The organism is Streptomyces sp. BK239 (assembly GCF_004217285.1).
GTDB lineage: Bacteria > Actinomycetota > Actinomycetes > Streptomycetales > Streptomycetaceae > Streptomyces.
In genome coordinates this window covers 725960-741523 of sequence record NZ_SHKS01000001.1, presented here as the reverse complement: position 1 = coordinate 741523, position 15564 = coordinate 725960, and the positions used below count along the sequence as shown (strand labels likewise).

At 73.8% G+C, this 15564-nt stretch carries 15 protein-coding genes; 10 read left to right on the top strand and 5 right to left on the bottom strand.

Translation table 11 applies throughout. The features are described 5' to 3' along the window. Positions 1-25 precede the first annotated feature (25 nt). Genes EV567_RS03240 through EV567_RS03230 form a run of 3 tightly spaced genes read right to left on the bottom strand, consistent with a single transcriptional unit; the run spans position 26 to position 3272 of the window. The gene (locus EV567_RS03240) at positions 26-1096 is read right to left on the bottom strand and encodes a prenyltransferase/squalene oxidase repeat-containing protein (RefSeq protein WP_130437022.1); all 1071 of its coding nucleotides are present in this window, start codon (positions 1094-1096) and stop codon (positions 26-28) included. Next, complete coding sequence (locus tag EV567_RS03235; RefSeq protein ID WP_130437021.1) at positions 1093-1827, bottom strand: class I SAM-dependent methyltransferase; 735 nt, start codon at positions 1825-1827, stop codon at positions 1093-1095. Before EV567_RS03235 ends, EV567_RS03240 begins: the two co-directional genes overlap by 4 nt. Beyond that, positions 1821-3272 (bottom strand): glycosyltransferase family 4 protein, encoded by a 1452-nt coding sequence (locus EV567_RS03230; RefSeq protein ID WP_130437020.1) that lies wholly within the window; start codon positions 3270-3272, stop codon positions 1821-1823. The genes EV567_RS03235 and EV567_RS03230 overlap by 7 nt, the downstream gene beginning before the upstream one ends. A gap of 215 nt (positions 3273-3487) precedes the next feature. On the opposite strand from EV567_RS03230, the gene EV567_RS03225 reads away from it, so the two are divergent. After that, positions 3488-4159, top strand: coding sequence for a TetR family transcriptional regulator (locus EV567_RS03225; protein WP_207228663.1), 672 nt, complete (start codon positions 3488-3490; stop codon positions 4157-4159). Positions 4160-4525: 366 nt separating this feature from the next. On the opposite strand, the gene EV567_RS03220 is transcribed toward EV567_RS03225, so the two are convergent. Together EV567_RS03220 and EV567_RS03215 are read right to left on the bottom strand one after the other, a co-directional pair. Continuing rightward, positions 4526-4798 (bottom strand): ferredoxin, encoded by a 273-nt coding sequence (locus EV567_RS03220; RefSeq protein ID WP_130437019.1) that lies wholly within the window; start codon positions 4796-4798, stop codon positions 4526-4528. A 4-nt stretch (positions 4799-4802) separates the two neighbouring features. Then, positions 4803-6260: an aldehyde dehydrogenase gene (locus tag EV567_RS03215; RefSeq protein WP_130437018.1), complete on the bottom strand. Its 1458-nt coding sequence runs from the start codon at positions 6258-6260 to the stop codon at positions 4803-4805. A 192-nt stretch (positions 6261-6452) separates the two neighbouring features. On the opposite strand from EV567_RS03215, the gene EV567_RS03210 reads away from it, so the two are divergent. From EV567_RS03210 to EV567_RS03170, 9 genes are all read left to right on the top strand, one after another. Next, positions 6453-6674, top strand: a complete 222-nt coding sequence (locus EV567_RS03210; RefSeq protein ID WP_130437017.1) for a hypothetical protein — start codon at positions 6453-6455, stop codon at positions 6672-6674. Between the two features lie 111 nt (positions 6675-6785). Then, positions 6786-7844, top strand: coding sequence for an MBL fold metallo-hydrolase (locus tag EV567_RS03205; RefSeq protein ID WP_130437016.1), 1059 nt, complete (start codon positions 6786-6788; stop codon positions 7842-7844). Positions 7845-8306: 462 nt separating this feature from the next. Continuing rightward, positions 8307-9545: a prenyltransferase/squalene oxidase repeat-containing protein gene (locus tag EV567_RS03200; protein WP_130437015.1), complete on the top strand. Its 1239-nt coding sequence runs from the start codon at positions 8307-8309 to the stop codon at positions 9543-9545. Further along, on the top strand, positions 9542-10177 hold the full coding sequence (locus tag EV567_RS03195; protein WP_130437014.1) for an SCO2322 family protein: 636 nt from the start codon (positions 9542-9544) through the stop codon (positions 10175-10177). Before EV567_RS03200 ends, EV567_RS03195 begins: the two co-directional genes overlap by 4 nt. Further along, on the top strand, positions 10170-11315 hold the full coding sequence (locus EV567_RS03190; protein WP_130437013.1) for an energy-coupling factor transporter transmembrane component T: 1146 nt from the start codon (positions 10170-10172) through the stop codon (positions 11313-11315). The genes EV567_RS03195 and EV567_RS03190 overlap by 8 nt, the downstream gene beginning before the upstream one ends. Continuing rightward, positions 11312-12994, top strand: coding sequence for an ABC transporter ATP-binding protein (locus tag EV567_RS03185; protein WP_130437012.1), 1683 nt, complete (start codon positions 11312-11314; stop codon positions 12992-12994). The genes EV567_RS03190 and EV567_RS03185 overlap by 4 nt, the downstream gene beginning before the upstream one ends. After that, entirely contained in the window at positions 12955-13824 is an 870-nt protein-coding gene (locus tag EV567_RS03180; protein ID WP_207228662.1) for an ECF transporter S component, read from the top strand. Before EV567_RS03185 ends, EV567_RS03180 begins: the two co-directional genes overlap by 40 nt. Positions 13825-14116: 292 nt before the next feature. Next, positions 14117-14536 carry a transglycosylase SLT domain-containing protein gene (locus EV567_RS03175; protein ID WP_130437010.1) on the top strand — a complete coding sequence of 140 codons (420 nt, stop codon included), beginning with the start codon at positions 14117-14119 and terminating at the stop codon, positions 14534-14536. 321 nt (positions 14537-14857) lie between these two features. Then, positions 14858-15559: a YoaK family protein gene (locus EV567_RS03170; protein ID WP_130437009.1), complete on the top strand. Its 702-nt coding sequence runs from the start codon at positions 14858-14860 to the stop codon at positions 15557-15559. Positions 15560-15564 lie beyond the last annotated feature (5 nt).

The following is a 15564-nucleotide window of genomic DNA, read 5'->3' as shown; positions in this document are numbered from 1 at the left end:
TTCATGGTGAAAGGACCCTGAGGGCCTAACCGCAGCAGTCCGGGTCCAGGCCCGTCGGCAGTCGCTCTCCGCCGAACACCGCGCAGGTGGCCTCGTGGCCGCCCAGGGCGGCGACGGCCAGCAGCAGAGAACCCGCCGTCCAGGTGGTCAACTCCTCGGGCCAGACGGCCCGGTCCTCGAAGACGAACCCCGTCCAGTACAGGCCCGACTCCGCGTCCCGCAGGTGCTGGATCGACTGGAGGATCTCCAGGGCCCGGTCGGACTCGCCCATCGCCCACAGCGCGAGGGCGAGTTCGGCCGACTCACCGCCCGTCACCCACGGGTTGGGCACGACGCAGCGCACACCGAGGCCGGGCACGACGAACCGCTCCCAGTCCGCCTCGATGCGGGACTTGGCCTCCGCACCCGTCAACGCCCCGCCGAGCACCGGGTAGTACCAGTCCATGGAGTAGCGGCCCTTGTCCAGGAACCGTTCGGGATGCCGCCGGATGGCGTGCCGCAGCGCACCGGCCGCCAACTCCCAGTCGGGCTGCGGTTCTTCGCGCTGCTCGGCGATGGCGAGCGCGCACCGGAGCGCGTGGTGGACGGAGGACGACCCGGTCAGCAGCGCGTCCGCGGTCGCCGTGCCGTCGTCGTCGCGCCGCCAGCCGATCTGCCCGCCCGGCTGCTGGAGACCCAGCACCCACTCGACGGCGGCGTAGACGGCCGGCCACATGCGGTCCAGGAACGTGTCGTCGCCGGTGGACAGGTAGTGGTGCCACACGCCGACGGCTATGTAGGCGACGAAGTTGCTCTCCCGGCCCCGGTCGGTGACGTCGGCGAAGTCGCCGTCGGCGTAGGCGGCGTACCAGGAGCCGTCCTCGTTCTGGTGCCGGGCGAGCCAGTCGTAGGCCCGCTCGGCCGCCTCGTGCTCGCCGGCCGCGTCGAGGGCCATGGCGGCCTCGGTGTGGTCCCAGGGGTCGAGGTGGTGGCCCCGGAACCACGGGATCGCACCGTCCTGACGCTGCTGGGCGAGGATGCCGCGGACGGTCGCGGCGGCCTGCCCGGCGGTCAGGACCCCGGGCAGGACGAGGTGTTCCGTCCGGGGAGTGGTCACCGCGCGTCCACCGCCGGGAGGTGGGGCTTGGTCGCGTAGGCCACGAAGCTCTTGCCGATGAGCGGGTTCAGTGCCTGCTCGGCGACCCTGGTGGCCAGCGGCTTCTTCATGATGTCCCAGACCAGCAGCTTGTGGTACGCGCGCACCGGCAGCGCCTTGTCGTTGTCGACGCCGAACGCGCACTTGAGCCACCAGTACGGCGAGTGCAGCGCGTGCGCGTGGTGGGTGCCGTACGGCTTCAGTCCCGCCTCGCGGATCTTGGCGAGCAGTTCGTCCGCCTTGTAGATGCGGATGTGGCCGCCCTCGACCTCGTGGTAGGCGTCGGACAGCGTCCAGCAGACCTTCTCGGGCCCGTAGCGCGGGACGGTGATCGCGATGCGGCCGCCGGGCCTGAGGACGCGGACCATCTCGGCGAGCACGCCCTTGTCGTCGGGGATGTGCTCCATCACCTCGGAGATGATGACGACGTCGAAGGACTCGTCGGGGAACGGCAGCGCGAGCGCGTCGCCCTCCATGGCGGTGGCGGTGGCGCCCTCGGGGGCCTCGCCGGCCTCCTTCATCGCCGCGAACCACTTGGCGACCTCGCGGATCTCCTCGGCGTTCTGGTCCAGCGCCACGACCTGCGCGCCGCGCCGGTAGCACTCGAAGGCGTGCCGGCCCGCCCCGCAGCCGAGGTCCAGGACTCGGTCGCCCGGGGCGAGCGGGAACCGGGAGAAGTCGACGGTCAGCACGTGGCCCTGCTTTCGCGATCGGATACAACGTCAACAGCTTCGGCGGCGGTGGCGCGGCCCGCGCCGGCCGCGCGGACCGCCGCCGTCGGGTCGGGGACGGCGGAGCGCGCTGGACGCCCGCCCGCGGCCCGTTCGACGGCCTCGCGGTAGCGGGCCACCGTCCCCTCGGCGGCCCGCGCCCAGGTGAACCGTTCCAGCACGCGCGCGCGGCCGGCCGCGCCGAGGCGGGCCCGCAGTGCGGCGTCGCCGAGGAGCCGGCTCAGGGCGGCGGCCAGTGCGCCGGAGTCGCCCGGCGCGACCGCCAGGCAGGTCTCCCCGTCGCGCCCGGCGACCTCGGGGATCGCTCCACCGGTGGTGGCGACGAGCGGCGTGCCGGTCGCCATGGCCTCGGCCGCCGGTAGGGAGAACCCCTCGTACAGGGACGGCACGCAGGCGACCTCGGCCGAGCGGACCAGGTCGACGAGTTCGGCGTCGGAGATGCCCTTGACGAACTCGACGGCGCCTTCGAGGCCGTAGCGCTCGACGGCCTGGGCGATGGGCCCCTCCTCGGGGCGCTTGCCGACCACGACGAGGTGGGCGTCCGGGTGTTCGGTGCGGACCTTGGCCAGCGCCTCGACGAGGAAGACCAGGCCCTTGAGCGGCACGTCCGCGCTGGAGGTGGTCACGATCCGGCCGGGGACGACGGGCACGGACGGGTCCGGGGAGAACAGGTCGGTGTCGGCGCCGATGTGGACGACGTGGATGCGCTCGCCGCGGACGCCGAGGTGGTCGGCTATCTCCTGGCGTGAGGTGCCGGAAACGGTGAGCACGGACGGCAGCCTGCGCGCGACGCGCTTCTGCATCCGGGTGAACGCGTACCAGCGGCGCACGGACAGACGCCGCTGCAGGCCCTCGGCGGCGTCGAGCTCCAACTGCCGGTCGACGGTGATGGGGTGGTGGATGGTGGTGACGAGCGGTGCGCCGACGTCGCCCAACAGCCCGTAGCCGAGGGTCTGGTTGTCGTGCACGACGTCGAACTCGCCGCGTCGGGAGCGCAGATGGCGGCGGACGCGCAGCGAGAAGGTCAGCGGCTCGGGGAAGCCGCCGGTCCACATGGTGGCGACCTCCAGCGCGTCGATCCAGTCGCGGTACTCGTCGCGTCCGGGGGTGCGGAAGGGGTCCGGCTGGCGGTAGAGGTCGAGGCTGGGCAGCTCGGTCAGGGAGAGCCGGCCGGCGTGCTCCTCGCCGAGGACGTCGAGGGCGTCGAGCACCGGGTAGGGCTGGGAGCCGATGACCTCGACACGGTGGCCGAGGCGGACCAGTTCGCGCGAGAGGTGGCGGACGTAGACGCCCTGGCCGCCGCAGAACGGGTTTCCCTTATAGGTGAGGAGCGCGATGTCGAGCGGTCGCCCGCCGTCCGCGGCGAGGGCCGGTGCGGGCCCCGCCTGACTGGCCTCAGCGGTCACTCCGGGGCCCCCTTCTGCCTGCACTGTCCCGCGAGACTACGACGGGACGCTAATCTAGAACAAGTTTCAGACTTGATCGTTCGGGAGGCTCTGAATCTACCGGCAGGTAAGGACACTGGGAGCAGTGGATCAGGTGATTCACGCCACGACCGGAGGCCCTGGTTCTGCTGTGTGATCACAGCCTTCACCGACTGTCACGGAACGGGACCAGCACCATGCCTGCGGAAGCCAGCACCCAGCGCCACTCCACACCCCACGGCTCCGCTCGCCCGGGTGAGCCGCCCTCCCCGCCGCTGACGGAACGGCAGGAGGCCCGTCGCCGGCGCATCCTGCACGCGAGCGCGCAGCTGGCCAGCCGGGGCGGGTTCGACGCGGTGCAGATGCGGGAGGTCGCGGAGTCCTCCCAGGTCGCCCTGGGCACCCTGTACCGCTACTTCCCCTCCAAGGTGCACCTGCTGGTCGCCACCATGCAGGACCAGCTGGAACGCATGCACGGCACCCTGCGCAAGAAGCCCCCGGGGGGCGACACCCCGGCGCAGCGGGTCGCGGAGACCCTGATGCGCGCCTTCCGCGCGCTCCAGCGGGAGCCCCATCTGGCCGACGCGATGGTCCGCGCCCTGACCTTCGCCGACCGCAGCGTCTCCCCCGAGGTCGACCAGGTCTCCCGCCAGACCACGGCGATCATCCTCGACGCGATGGGTCTCGACCGCCCCACCCCCGAACAGCTCTCCGCCGTCCGCGTCATCGAGCACACCTGGCACTCGGCCCTCATCACGTGGCTCTCGGGCCGCGCCTCCATCGCCCAGGTGCGCATCGACATCGAGACGGTGTGCCGGCTGATCGACCTGCCCGAGGTCATGGGCCCGGCCGCGGAGAACGAGGCTTAGGGGCTGCCCGGCGGATCATGCCGCAGACGCAGGGTCTGGCACGCCCACCTGGGGCGTTGTCGTCACTCGCCGGCGAGGAGGCGGCAGGGAGCGCGAAGAACCTACGAGACGGGTTCCCTTCGCCGGCATGGTCCGGATCAGGTGCTGGGGGTCGCCGTCCGGCCCGACTGCTGCCGTTCGGCCTCTCAGCCCTACCGTCGATGTCGGCCACAGCGGATGCGTCGGCCGAAACCTCCGCGTCGCGCCGAAGTCGGCTACTCCGGTCGGACTCCCTCACTCGCCTCGTAGGCCAATAACAGGATAGAACTCCTGAGCGAGAATGAAACCCCGAGAAAGGGACTTTTACCCTTTTTCTCACTCTTCGGGTCACTCCTCGGGCGGAAACACCGCCTCCCCGCTCTCCCGCAGTGTGATCGCGATGGCTTCCACCGGGCAGTTCTCCGCCGCCTCCAGCACCCGTTCGTTCGCGTCCGGGTCCGGGTCGACCGGATGGGACTGCCGGGCGGTGTCCAGCCGGAAGCCGCCCGGGGCGTGGTGGAGGCACTGGGCGGAGCCGATGCACAGGGAGCGGTCGACCTCGACGTGCCAGCGGTCGCCGGCGCCCACGCCCGAATCCGCTCGCGCGGCGGGTGCACCCATCGCCTCAGCCCTCCCAGCCGGCCGGCAGGTGGATCATCTTGTGCTCCAGGTACTCGCCGTACCCCTCGGGCCCGAACTCCCGCCCCAGCCCGGAGTTCTTGTAGCCGCCGAACGGTCCGAGCATGTCCAGGCTGAAGGTGTTCACCGAGTAGGTGCCGGTACGGACCCGGCGCGCGACCTCGATGCCGTGCTCGACGTCGGCCGTCCAGACACTGCCGCTGAGCCCGTAGTCGGAGTCGTTGGCGATCTTCAGGGCCTCGGACTCGTCCCCGTAGGGGAGGAGGCAGATGACCGGGCCGAAGATCTCCTCGCGGGCGATGCGCATCGTGTTGTCGACGTCGCCGAAAAGGGTGGGCTCGACGTACCAGCCGCGGTCCAGGCCGACCGGCCGGCCGCCGCCCGTGAGGACCTTCGCACCCTCCTCCTGGCCGATGCGGATGTAGTCGAGGTTGCGCTGCTGCTGGCGGCGCGCGACCAGCGGGCCGACCTGGGTCGCCGGGTCGAGCGGGTCGCCCACGACGAGGGCGCTCGCGGCCGCGGCGAAGGCGTCCGCGAACTCGTCGTAGCGGGAGCGCGGCAGGAGGATGCGGGTCTGGGCGACACAGGCCTGGCCGTTGTTCATCCAGGCCGCGGAGACGATCCCGGGGACGGCGGTGGCCAGGTCCGCGTCGGGCAGGACGACCGCCGCCGACTTGCCCCCGAGTTCCAGGGTGACGCGGGTGAGGTTGCGGGCGGCGACCTCCATCACCCGTCGGCCTGCCGCCACCGACCCGGTGAAGGACGCCTTGTCCACGCCGGGGTGCCCGACGAGGTACTCGCTCACCTCGCGGTCGGCGGGGAGGATCGACAGCACGCCCTCCGGCAGCCCCGCCTCCCGGGTGATCTCGGCCAGCAGATAGGCGTCGAGCGGCGACTCGGGGGACGGCTTGAGCACCGCCGTGCAGCCGGCGAGCAGCGCGGGCGCGAGCTTGGCGGCAGCCACGAACTGCGGGACGTTCCAGGGGACGACGGCGGCGACGACGCCCACCGGCTCCCGGCGCACGAGGATCTTCCCCAGCACGCCGTCGCGCCGCTCCTCGTGGGGGAAGTCCCGGGCGACGGTGATCGCCGCGTCCCACACCATCATCGCGCCGAGCGCCTGGGCGAGCACGCTCCAGGAGTACGGGGAGCCGTTCTCGGAGGAGATCACGCGGGCGATCTCGTCATGGCGGGCGGCGATGCCGTCCTTGATGCGGGAGACGACCGCGATCCGCTCATCGAGGGACATCCGGGGCCACGGGCCCTCGTCGAAGGCCCGGCGCGCCACCGCGACCGCCCGGTCCACGTCCGCCCGCGAGGCGTGCGGGACCCGCCCGATGACCTCCTCCGTGTGCGGGGAGATCACCTCGATGACGTCCTCGCCGAGCGGGTCGGTCAACTCCCCGCCGATGAACAGCTGTCGGTGTTCCAGGAACTCGGCCATGGCGACTGCCTTCGTTTCTGACGGTGTTTCAGAAACTGATACCAGCTCCGGTTGAAGGAGTCCACGGGGCTGAGCAGCGCCTTCCCGACGATCAAGGACGCGGGACCCGCCGAGGACGGACCGTGACCACCCTGATGCCGATCTGTGCCACAGACCACAGCGGGCGGCGGCCGCGCGGGCCCATACTGAACCATGACAAAGTCTGCGGCACCGAAGCGTCACCTGCCCACCAGCCCCTTCAGGGCCCCGGTCGTCCCGGCCCCCAAGCACTTCGCCATGGGCGACCAGGTCACCCACGACGTGCACGGCCTCGGCCGGGTGATCGGCCTCGAGGACGGAATCGCGGCCCTCGTGGACTTCGGCTCCGAGCAGCGGCGCATTCTGAGCCCGTACAGCAAGATGACCAAGCTCTGAAACACCGCCGCGCCAGGTCGCTCCCCGACCCTCGACCGAGTCGGTCGACTTGGGCACCCATTGGAACCGGTTCTAGTTATAGTGGGCCGTGGCCGTGGGATGGAGGGTGCGATGCGCAGCAGCCAGGGCGGTCGGAATCCGGGGGCCCCGTCGACGTGGGATCACGGCGGGGGTGTCCGCTCCCTTCAAGTGCCCATTCCTGACAACCCCTTGGGCCACACCCTCGTGTACGTCGTCGACACCGACCGGGGTCCGGTGCTGGTCGACACCGGCTGGGACGACCCCTCCTCGTGGGACGCCCTCACCGCCGGGCTGGCCGCCTGCGGCACCTCCGTCGGCGAGCTGTACGGGGTCGTCATCACCCACCACCATCCCGACCACCACGGCCTGTCCGGGCGGGTGCGGGAAGCGTCCGGCGCGTGGGTGGCGATGCACGCGGCCGACGCCTCGATCGTGCGCCGCACCCGCTCCACGCGCCCGGAGCGCTGGTTCACCTACATGACGGACAAGCTGGAGGCCGCGGGAGCCCCTCAGGAGCATGTGGAGCCCCTGCGCACGTCCTCCCGCCGCACCCTGCCCGGCCTGCGTCCCGCCCTGCCCGACCGGGAGATCGTCCCCGGCGAGCTCCTCGACCTGCCCGGCCGCCGCCTGCGCGCGATCTGGACCCCGGGCCACACCCCCGGCCATGTCTGCCTCCACCTGGAGGAGGAGCACCCCGCACGGCTCCCGGGGAAGGGGCGGCTGTTCTCCGGCGACCACCTGCTCCCCGAGATCACCCCGCACATCGGCCTGTACGAGGACCCCGACGACGCCACGGTCACCGATCCCCTCGGCGACTACCTCGACTCCCTGGAACGCGTCGGCCGCCTCGCCCCCGCCGAGATCCTCCCCGCCCACCAGCACGCCTTCACCGACGCGCCGGCCCGCGTGAGGGAGCTGCTGGCCCACCACGAGGACCGCCTCACCGGCCTCCTGACCCTCCTCGCCGAACCCCTCACCCCCTGGCAGCTCGCCGAACGCATGGAGTGGAACCGCCCCTGGGAGCAGATCCCCTACGGGTCGCGCACCATCGCGGTCTCCGAGGCAGAGGCCCACCTGCGACGCCTGGTGAAGCAGGGCCGCGCGGAACCCGTCACGGGCAGCGACCCGGTGACGTACGCGGCGGTGTGAGGAACGCCTTCACGGGCGCCTCCAGTGCCCCGTCAGGGGCGCCTTCAGAACGCCGGTGTCGGCCAGGGCGTGGATCAACCCGCTCGCCGCACCCAACCCCACCAGGGGGCTGCCGCGGGCCCGAGGACACCGGTCCGGCAGCCACCCCCCGGGGGCGTTCCTACGTGCGAGTACAGTAGCCGCGTCGTCATCACACCCGTACGGGGGAAAGCCGGTGTAAATCCGGCGCTGACCCTTCCCCAAGTCTCGGCTTCGCTCGACCCGGGGACGCCCCTATCCGTGAACCGTCCCCGAGGCAAGTCGCACACAGGGGCCGGTGAGCCGGATCGCCTCGGACGGGCAAGTGAGGCTCGCGTGCGTCGGCGTCCCGCCGGCGTGCGGCACCGTCGAGGTTCACGGAGCCGAGCCGCCGGGATGTCCCGCGCTGCCCGGCTCCCCACAGGGAGAGGCAACCCGCCGACCATGAACGTCCGCCGCAGCGCCGCGGTCCTGGCCGCCGCCACCGCACTGACCTGCGCCGCCACGCCCGCCATGGCCGCGTCCCCCTCGCCGTCCCCGACACCGGTGATCCCGTCCGGCCTGTACGGCGACGCCGACCCGACCTACGACGGCGTCTGGCGGCAGTCGCTCGCGCTGCTCGCCCAGGACACCGTGGGCGTGCGGCCCGCGGACCAGGCCGTTGACTGGCTGACCGGCCAGCAGTGCGCCACCGGCGCGTTCGCCGCGTTCCGCGCCGACCCCGCCACACCGTGCGATGCCAAGCTGATGGTCGACAGCAACAGCACGGCCGCCGCCGTCCAGGCCCTCGCCGCGCTCGGCGGGCACGACGCGGCGGTGGACAAGTCCGTCGGCTGGCTGAAGTCGGTGCAGAACGCCGACGGCGGCTGGGGCTACTCCCCCGGCGGCGCGAGCGACGCCAACTCCACCTCCGTCGTCATCGGCGCGCTGACGGCGGCCGGCGAGAAGCCCGCCGGGGTCGTCAAGGGCGGCCACTCCCCCTACGACGCCCTGCTGAAGCTCGCGCTCCCCTGCGACGCGGGCGGCGCCTTCGCCTACCAGCCCGACAAGCAGGGCAAGCTGACCGCCAACGCGGACGCGACGGCCGCCGGCGTCCTCGGCGCGCTCGGCCTGGGCATGGCCCCCGGGGCCGGCCGCGAGACGGACGCCGTGTGCGCCGGGACGGGCCGCGCGACCCCGCAGCAGGCCGCCGCGAGCGGGGCGGCGTACCTGGCGAAGTCCGTCGCCGAGGACAACCACCTGATGTCCGTGCTCCCCGGGGCGGAGAACCAGCCGGACTACGGCAACACCGCAGACGCGGTCGTCGCCCTCGCGGCCCAGGGAGGCGCGGAGCGGGCGGAGAAGCCTCTCGCCTGGCTCGAGAAGAACTCCGCCGCCTGGGCCGAGCAGAGCGGCCCCGCCGCCTACGCCCAGCTGATCTTCGCCGCCCACGCCACGGGCAGCGACCCGCGCGCCTTCGGCGGCACGGACCTGGTCGCCGCCCTGAACGCGACGGGCCCGACGCCGCAGCCGGCCGGGAACACCGGGAAGACGGCGACGGACGAGCCGGGCGACAAGGCCGACGACGCGAAGGGCGAGGACTCCGACGACGGCTACGGCGTGTGGTGGACCGTCGGCGTCTTCCTCGTCGCCGGCATCGGCATCGGCTTCCTGATCAGCGGCCGCCGGAAGCAGCGGCCGTGATACGGCGCTGCGCCGCCCTCGCGCTGGCCGCGCTGCTGTGGGCGCTGGCCGGTCCCGGGCAGGCCCAGGCGGCGGGTTACCGCTACTGGTCCTTCTGGGAGCGCACCGGCGACCGCTGGACCTACGCCACCCAGGGCCCCTCCACCGCCCGCCCCTCCGACGGCGACGTCCAGGGCTTCCGCTTCGCCGTCAGCGCGGACTCGGCGGACGCCTCCAGGCCGCGCGGGACGGCGTCCTTCGCGGCGATCTGCGCCACGACGCCCCCGCGCGACGGCGGCAAGCGGGTGGCGCTGGTCATCGACTTCGGCACGGCGGCGGACGCCACCTCCGGGGAAACCCCGCCGCACCCACGGACGGCCTGCGCCCGCGTCCCGCAGGACGCCTCGACGGCGGAAGCCCTGGCAGCGGTCGCCAAGCCCCTGCGCTACGACGCCAACGCCCTCCTCTGTGCGATCAGCGGCTACCCGAAGACCGGCTGCGGGGAGCAGGTGACCGCCCGGAGCACCGGCCCCGCCCCCGCCGGGAAGCCCGAGGAGGAGGGCCCCTCCCTGGGCCTGTACGCGGGGGGCGCCCTCATAGCGGTCCTGGCGGGCGCGGCGGTGTGGCAGTCCCGGCGGCGCGGGCATGCGTAGCGGCGACGCGCTGCTGCGCCGGGCCGGACGGCCCCCGGCCCCGCAGTCCACCGACCAGGTGCGAACTCCCGACCGGCTCCACCCGGGCGCCTGGTGGTTGTGGGCCCTGGCCCTCGGCGCCGCGGCCACCCGCACCACCAACCCGCTCCTCCTCGCCCTCCTGCTCACCACCTCCGCCTACGTCGTCCTCACCTGCCGCCCCCACACCCCCTGGGCCCGCGGCTACTCCGCCTTCCTGCACCTGGCCCTCGCCGTCCTCCTCATCCGGCTCCTCTTCGTCGTCGCCCTGGGCTCCCCCGTGCCGGGCACGCATGTGATCCTCACGCTGCCCGAAGTCCCGCTCCCCGACTGGGCGCAGGGCATCCGCCTCGGCGGCAAGGTGACCGCGGAGGGTGTGCTCTTCGCCCTGTACGACGGTCTGCGCCTGGCCGCGCTCCTGGTCTGCGTGGGCGCGGCGAACGCCCTCGCCGGCCCGTCCCGCCTGCTGAAGTCCCTGCCCGGCGCGCTGTACGAGGCGGGGGTGGCCGCCGTCGTGGCGCTGACCTTCGCCCCGCATCTCATCGCCGACGTCCAACGCCTGCGCGCGGCTCGCCGGTTGCGCGGCCGGCCGGACAGCGGGCTGCGCGGTCTGCTGCAGGTGGCGCTGCCGGTCCTCGAGGGCGCGCTGGAGCGTTCCGTCGCCCTCGCCGCAGCGATGGACGCCCGCGGCTACGGCCGTACCGCCGAGGTGCCCGCCGCCGTCCGCCGTACGACCACCGCTCTCACCCTGGGCGGCCTGCTCGGCGTGTGCGCGGGGACGTACGGTCTGCTGACGGCCGTCGGCGGGGTGTACGGCCTCCCTCTCCTGCTCGCCGGTCTCCTCGCCGCCCTGGCCGGGCTCCGCCTCGGCGGCCGCCGTTCCCCCCGCACGCGCTACCGCCCCGACCGCTGGACCCCGCGCGGGTGTCTGGTCGCCGGGTCCGGGATCGCCGTCGCCGCGCTCCTCTTCGCGGCCGCCTCCACGGACCCGGCGGGCCTGCGTCCGGGCGTGGTGCCCCTGACCGCGCCCACCCTGCCGCTGTGGCCGGCTGCGGCGATCCTCGTCGGCCTCCTCCCCGCTTTCCTCGCCCCCGCACCACGCCAGGAGCAACCGTCGTGATCCGCTTCGAGAACGTCTCCGTGACGTACGAAGGCGTCCCCGAACCGGCCCTGCGTGGCGTCGACTTCACTGTCCCCGAGGGTGAACTCGTGCTGCTGGCGGGCCCGTCGGGGGTCGGCAAGTCGACGCTGCTGGGCACGGTGAGCGGTCTGGTCCCGCACTTCACCGGCGGCACCCTGAGCGGCCGGGTCACGGTCGCCGGCCGCGACACCCGCACCCACAAGCCGCGTGAGCTGTCCGACGTGGTCGGCACGGTGGGCCAGGATCCGCTCGCCCACTTCGTCACCGACACCGTGGAGGAGGAACTCGCCTACGGCATGGAGTCGTTGGGCCTGCCACCGGCCGTGATGCGCCGCCGCGTCGAGGAGACCCTCGACCTGCTCGGTCTGGCCGCCCTGCGCGACCGCCCGCTGGCGACCCTCTCCGGCGGCCAGCGGCAGCGGGTCGCGATCGGCTCGGTCCTCACCCCGCACCCGAGCGTCCTCGTCCTGGACGAGCCGACCTCCGCGCTCGACCCGGCGGCCGCCGAGGAGGTCCTCGCCGTCCTCCTGCGCCTCGTCCACGACCTCGGTACGACGGTGCTGCTGGCGGAGCACCGCCTGGAGCGCGTCCTGCAGTACGCCGACCAGGTCGCCCTGCTGCCCGCCCCCGGCGCGGCCCCCGTCCTGGGCCCGCCGGCGGAGATCATGGCCGTGTCCCCGGTGTTCCCGCCCGTGGTGGGCCTCGGCCGGCTGGCCGGCTGGTCCCCGCTCCCCCTGACGGTCCGCGACGCCCGCCGCCGCGCCTGCGGCCTGCGCGAACGCCTCGCGGACCGGGAACCCGACGGCGCGGCGGCCGGGACAGCCCCCGCGCCGCCTGCGCCCCGGTCCCCTTCGAGGCCGCCGTGGTGGCGCCGGCGCGGGCCCGCCGACGCTCCCTCGCCCGTGGGCGCGCCCGCGGAGGTCGTGGGCCTCGCCGTCCGCCGCGGCCGGGTGCAGGCGCTCCGTCACGTGGACCTCGCCATCGCCCCCGGCGAGACCATCGCACTCATGGGCCGCAACGGCGCCGGGAAGTCCACGCTGCTCAGCGCCCTCGTCGGCCTGGTCGAGCCGTCCGCCGGGACGGTGCGGGCCGGTGGCGCGGTCCCGCACCGCACCGCGCCCCGCGACCTCGTGCGCCGCGTCGGCCTGGTCCCGCAGGAGCCGCGCGACCTTCTCTACGCCGAGACGGTCGCCGCCGAGTGCGCGGCCGCCGACCGGGACGCGCAGGCCGCCCCCGGCACCTGCCGCGCGCTGGTCTCCGGGCTGCTGCCGGGCATCGCGGACGACACCCACCCCCGCGACCTGTCCGAGGGGCAGCGTCTCACTCTCGCCCTCGCGGTCGTCCTCACCGCCCGCCCGCCCCTGCTCCTCCTGGACGAGCCGACCCGGGGCCTGGACTACGCGGCCAAGGCCCGCCTGGTCGCCGTACTGAAGGAGTCGGCGGCGGCCGGTCACGCGATCGTGCTGGCCACGCACGACGTGGAGCTCGCCGCCGAGCTGGCGCACCGGGTGGTGCTGCTGGCGGAGGGCGAGGTGATCGCGGACGGTCCGACGGCGGAGGTGGTGGTCTCCTCGCCGTCCTTCGCCCCGCAGGTGGCGAAGGTGCTGGCCCCGCAGCCGTGGCTCACGGTGGCGCAGGTGCGGGAGGCGCTCGGGTGACCCGGCAGGCCCGCGCGGTCCGGCTGGGCCCGCGTTCCGTTCTCGCGCTGGTGCTCGTCAGCGCCGTCGGCGTCGTCGCGTTCGCCTGGCCCTTCCTGGCCCCGCCGCACTCCACGGTGAACGCCCACGCCCAGGACGCGCCGTGGCTGTTCGCGGGGCTGCTGGCGCTGCTGGTCGCGGTGGTCGCGGCGACGATCTCGGAGTCGGGGCTGGGCGCGAAGGCCGTCGCGATGCTGGGGGTGCTGGCGGCGACGGGCGCCGCGCTGCGTCCCATCGGCGCGGGCACGGCGGGCATCGAGCCGATGTTCTTCCTGATGGTGCTGAGCGGCCGGGTCCTCGGGCCGGGCTTCGGCTTCGTCCTGGGCTCGGTGACGATGTTCGCGTCCGCGCTGCTCACGGGCGGGGTCGGGCCCTGGATGCCGTTCCAGATGCTGGCGATGGGCTGGTTCACGATGGGCGCGGGCCTGCTCCCGGGCCGGGACCGGCTGCGCGGCCGAGGGGAGCTCGCGCTGCTCGCCGGCTACGGCTTCCTGGCGGCCTTCGCCTACGGCACGGCGATGAACATGCAGGGCTGGCCCTTCCTGGGCGCGGGCACCACGACCATCGCGTTCGACCCGGCGGCCTCCGTCGCGGCGAACCTGGCCTCCTTCGCCGCGTACTGCCTGGCGACGTCCGTCGGCTGGGATCTCGGCCGCGCGGTCGTCACCGTCGTGCTGACCGTGACGCTCGGCCCGGCGGTGCTCAGGGCGCTGCGGAGGGCCACCCGGCGGGCCGCGTTCGAGACCGCGGTCACATTCGAGGACCGCCGGCCGGTGAACCGGCCCACATGACGCGGATCACCTACGATCCCCTTTAGTCGGACATATCGGATGCCATGCACACGTCGAGACCGCCGCTGACCTGCACAGGGACCGGCTCACTGTCGCGACGGCAGAACACCCACATGCGGCCACAACTAGTAAAAGGGGCCATTGCGGGCACCTCCCGGGCCTGTTTCTCTGGATGACGTCGCACGGCGCCGACGAGCCCCACAGGCCCCGGCGCCGACGTGTGCCGGACGCCGCTCACCCACGGTCCGCCGCCGGCCGCGACACCGTCAGTCCCCGAAGAAAAAGGTTCTCCGTGTCCGTCTCCGTCATCCGCCGCCTCGCCTCCCCGAAGAAGACCCTCACCGCCGTCGCCGTGGCCGCCGCCACCGCCGGCATGGCCCTGACCGCGGCGCCGGCACAGGCGGCCCCCGCCGCGCCCTCCGCCGCCGAGGCCCAGGCGATCGCGCACAAGATGATCCCGGACGCCGCCCAGTTCGACGCGTTCAGCAAGATCGTCGAGCACGAGAGCAACTGGGACGTCGACGCCACCAACTCCTCCTCCGGCGCCTACGGCCTCGTCCAGGCCCTCCCCGGCTCCAAGATGGCCACGGCCGGCTCCGACTGGAAGACCAACGCCGAGACCCAGATCAAGTGGGGCCTGGACTACATGAACTCCCGCTACGGCAGCCCGGCCGGCGCCTGGTCCTTCTGGCAGGCCAACGGCTGGTACTGAGCCGCCCGGACAGGCCGACGGCACCCGCCGAGCGGACCGGGCGCAAGCGTCGGCCCCGCCCCGGCGCCGACCCCGCGGGAGCCCGCCGCACGAACGGACGCCGGGCACACGGCACCGCCGCACGGGCCCCGGCCCGCGCCCGCGCCCGCGGCACAGCCGCACTGACGGACCGGCTCAAGCGCCACCCCCCGCACGCCCCCGCGCGGCACCCTGAGCGGCGGCGGCCCCCTGATCCCCCGGGGCCGCCGCCTTCCGCGTTTCCCGGCCGGCTCCGCAGCGCGCTCCCGCCCCGCCCTCACCCGCCCGTGGTCCACTGGACCGATGACCACCGAGCAGCCCCGGTCCGCCACGGACAAGGGCCCCGAAGATCGCGGCCTGCGCCTGGTCGTCGTGCTGCTGGCGCTCACCGGGGTGAGCGGTCTGATCGACGCGGTGAGCTACCTCGGCCTCGGGCGCGTCTTCACCGCGAACATGACGGGCAACGTCGTCATCCTCGGCTTCGCCGCCGCCGGCGCCCCCGGCTTCTCGGTCCACCACTCGGCGACCTCGCTGGCCTGCTTCCTGCTGGGCGCGGTGAGCGGGGGCCGCGTCGCCCGGCGCCCGGGAGACGGCTCCCGCCGCGCCTTCGCGCGCTGGACGCTGGGCGTCGAGGCGGTCCTCCTCGGCGCCGCGTCGGCCGTGGCGTTCACCGCGCCGGAGGGGGCGACCGCCACGACGTACGCGCTCATCGCGACGACCGCCTTCGCGATGGGCCTGCGCAACGCGACCGTGCGCGAGCTGAACGTGCCGGCGCTCACCACGACGACCGTCGTGACGATGACCCTGACGGGCCTGGCCGCCGAGTCCCACGTCGCCGGCGGCAGCGGCGCCCGTACCCGGCGTCGCACGGCGGCGGTTTCCGCGCTGTTCGCGGGAGCGGTGCTGGGCGCGTGGCTGGTGCTCCACCACGGCATGGGCATCCCGCTGCTGCTGGCGTCCCTGGCGTCGGCCGTGCTCGCGGTGACGGCGTCGGGCAGGGACTGAGCCGA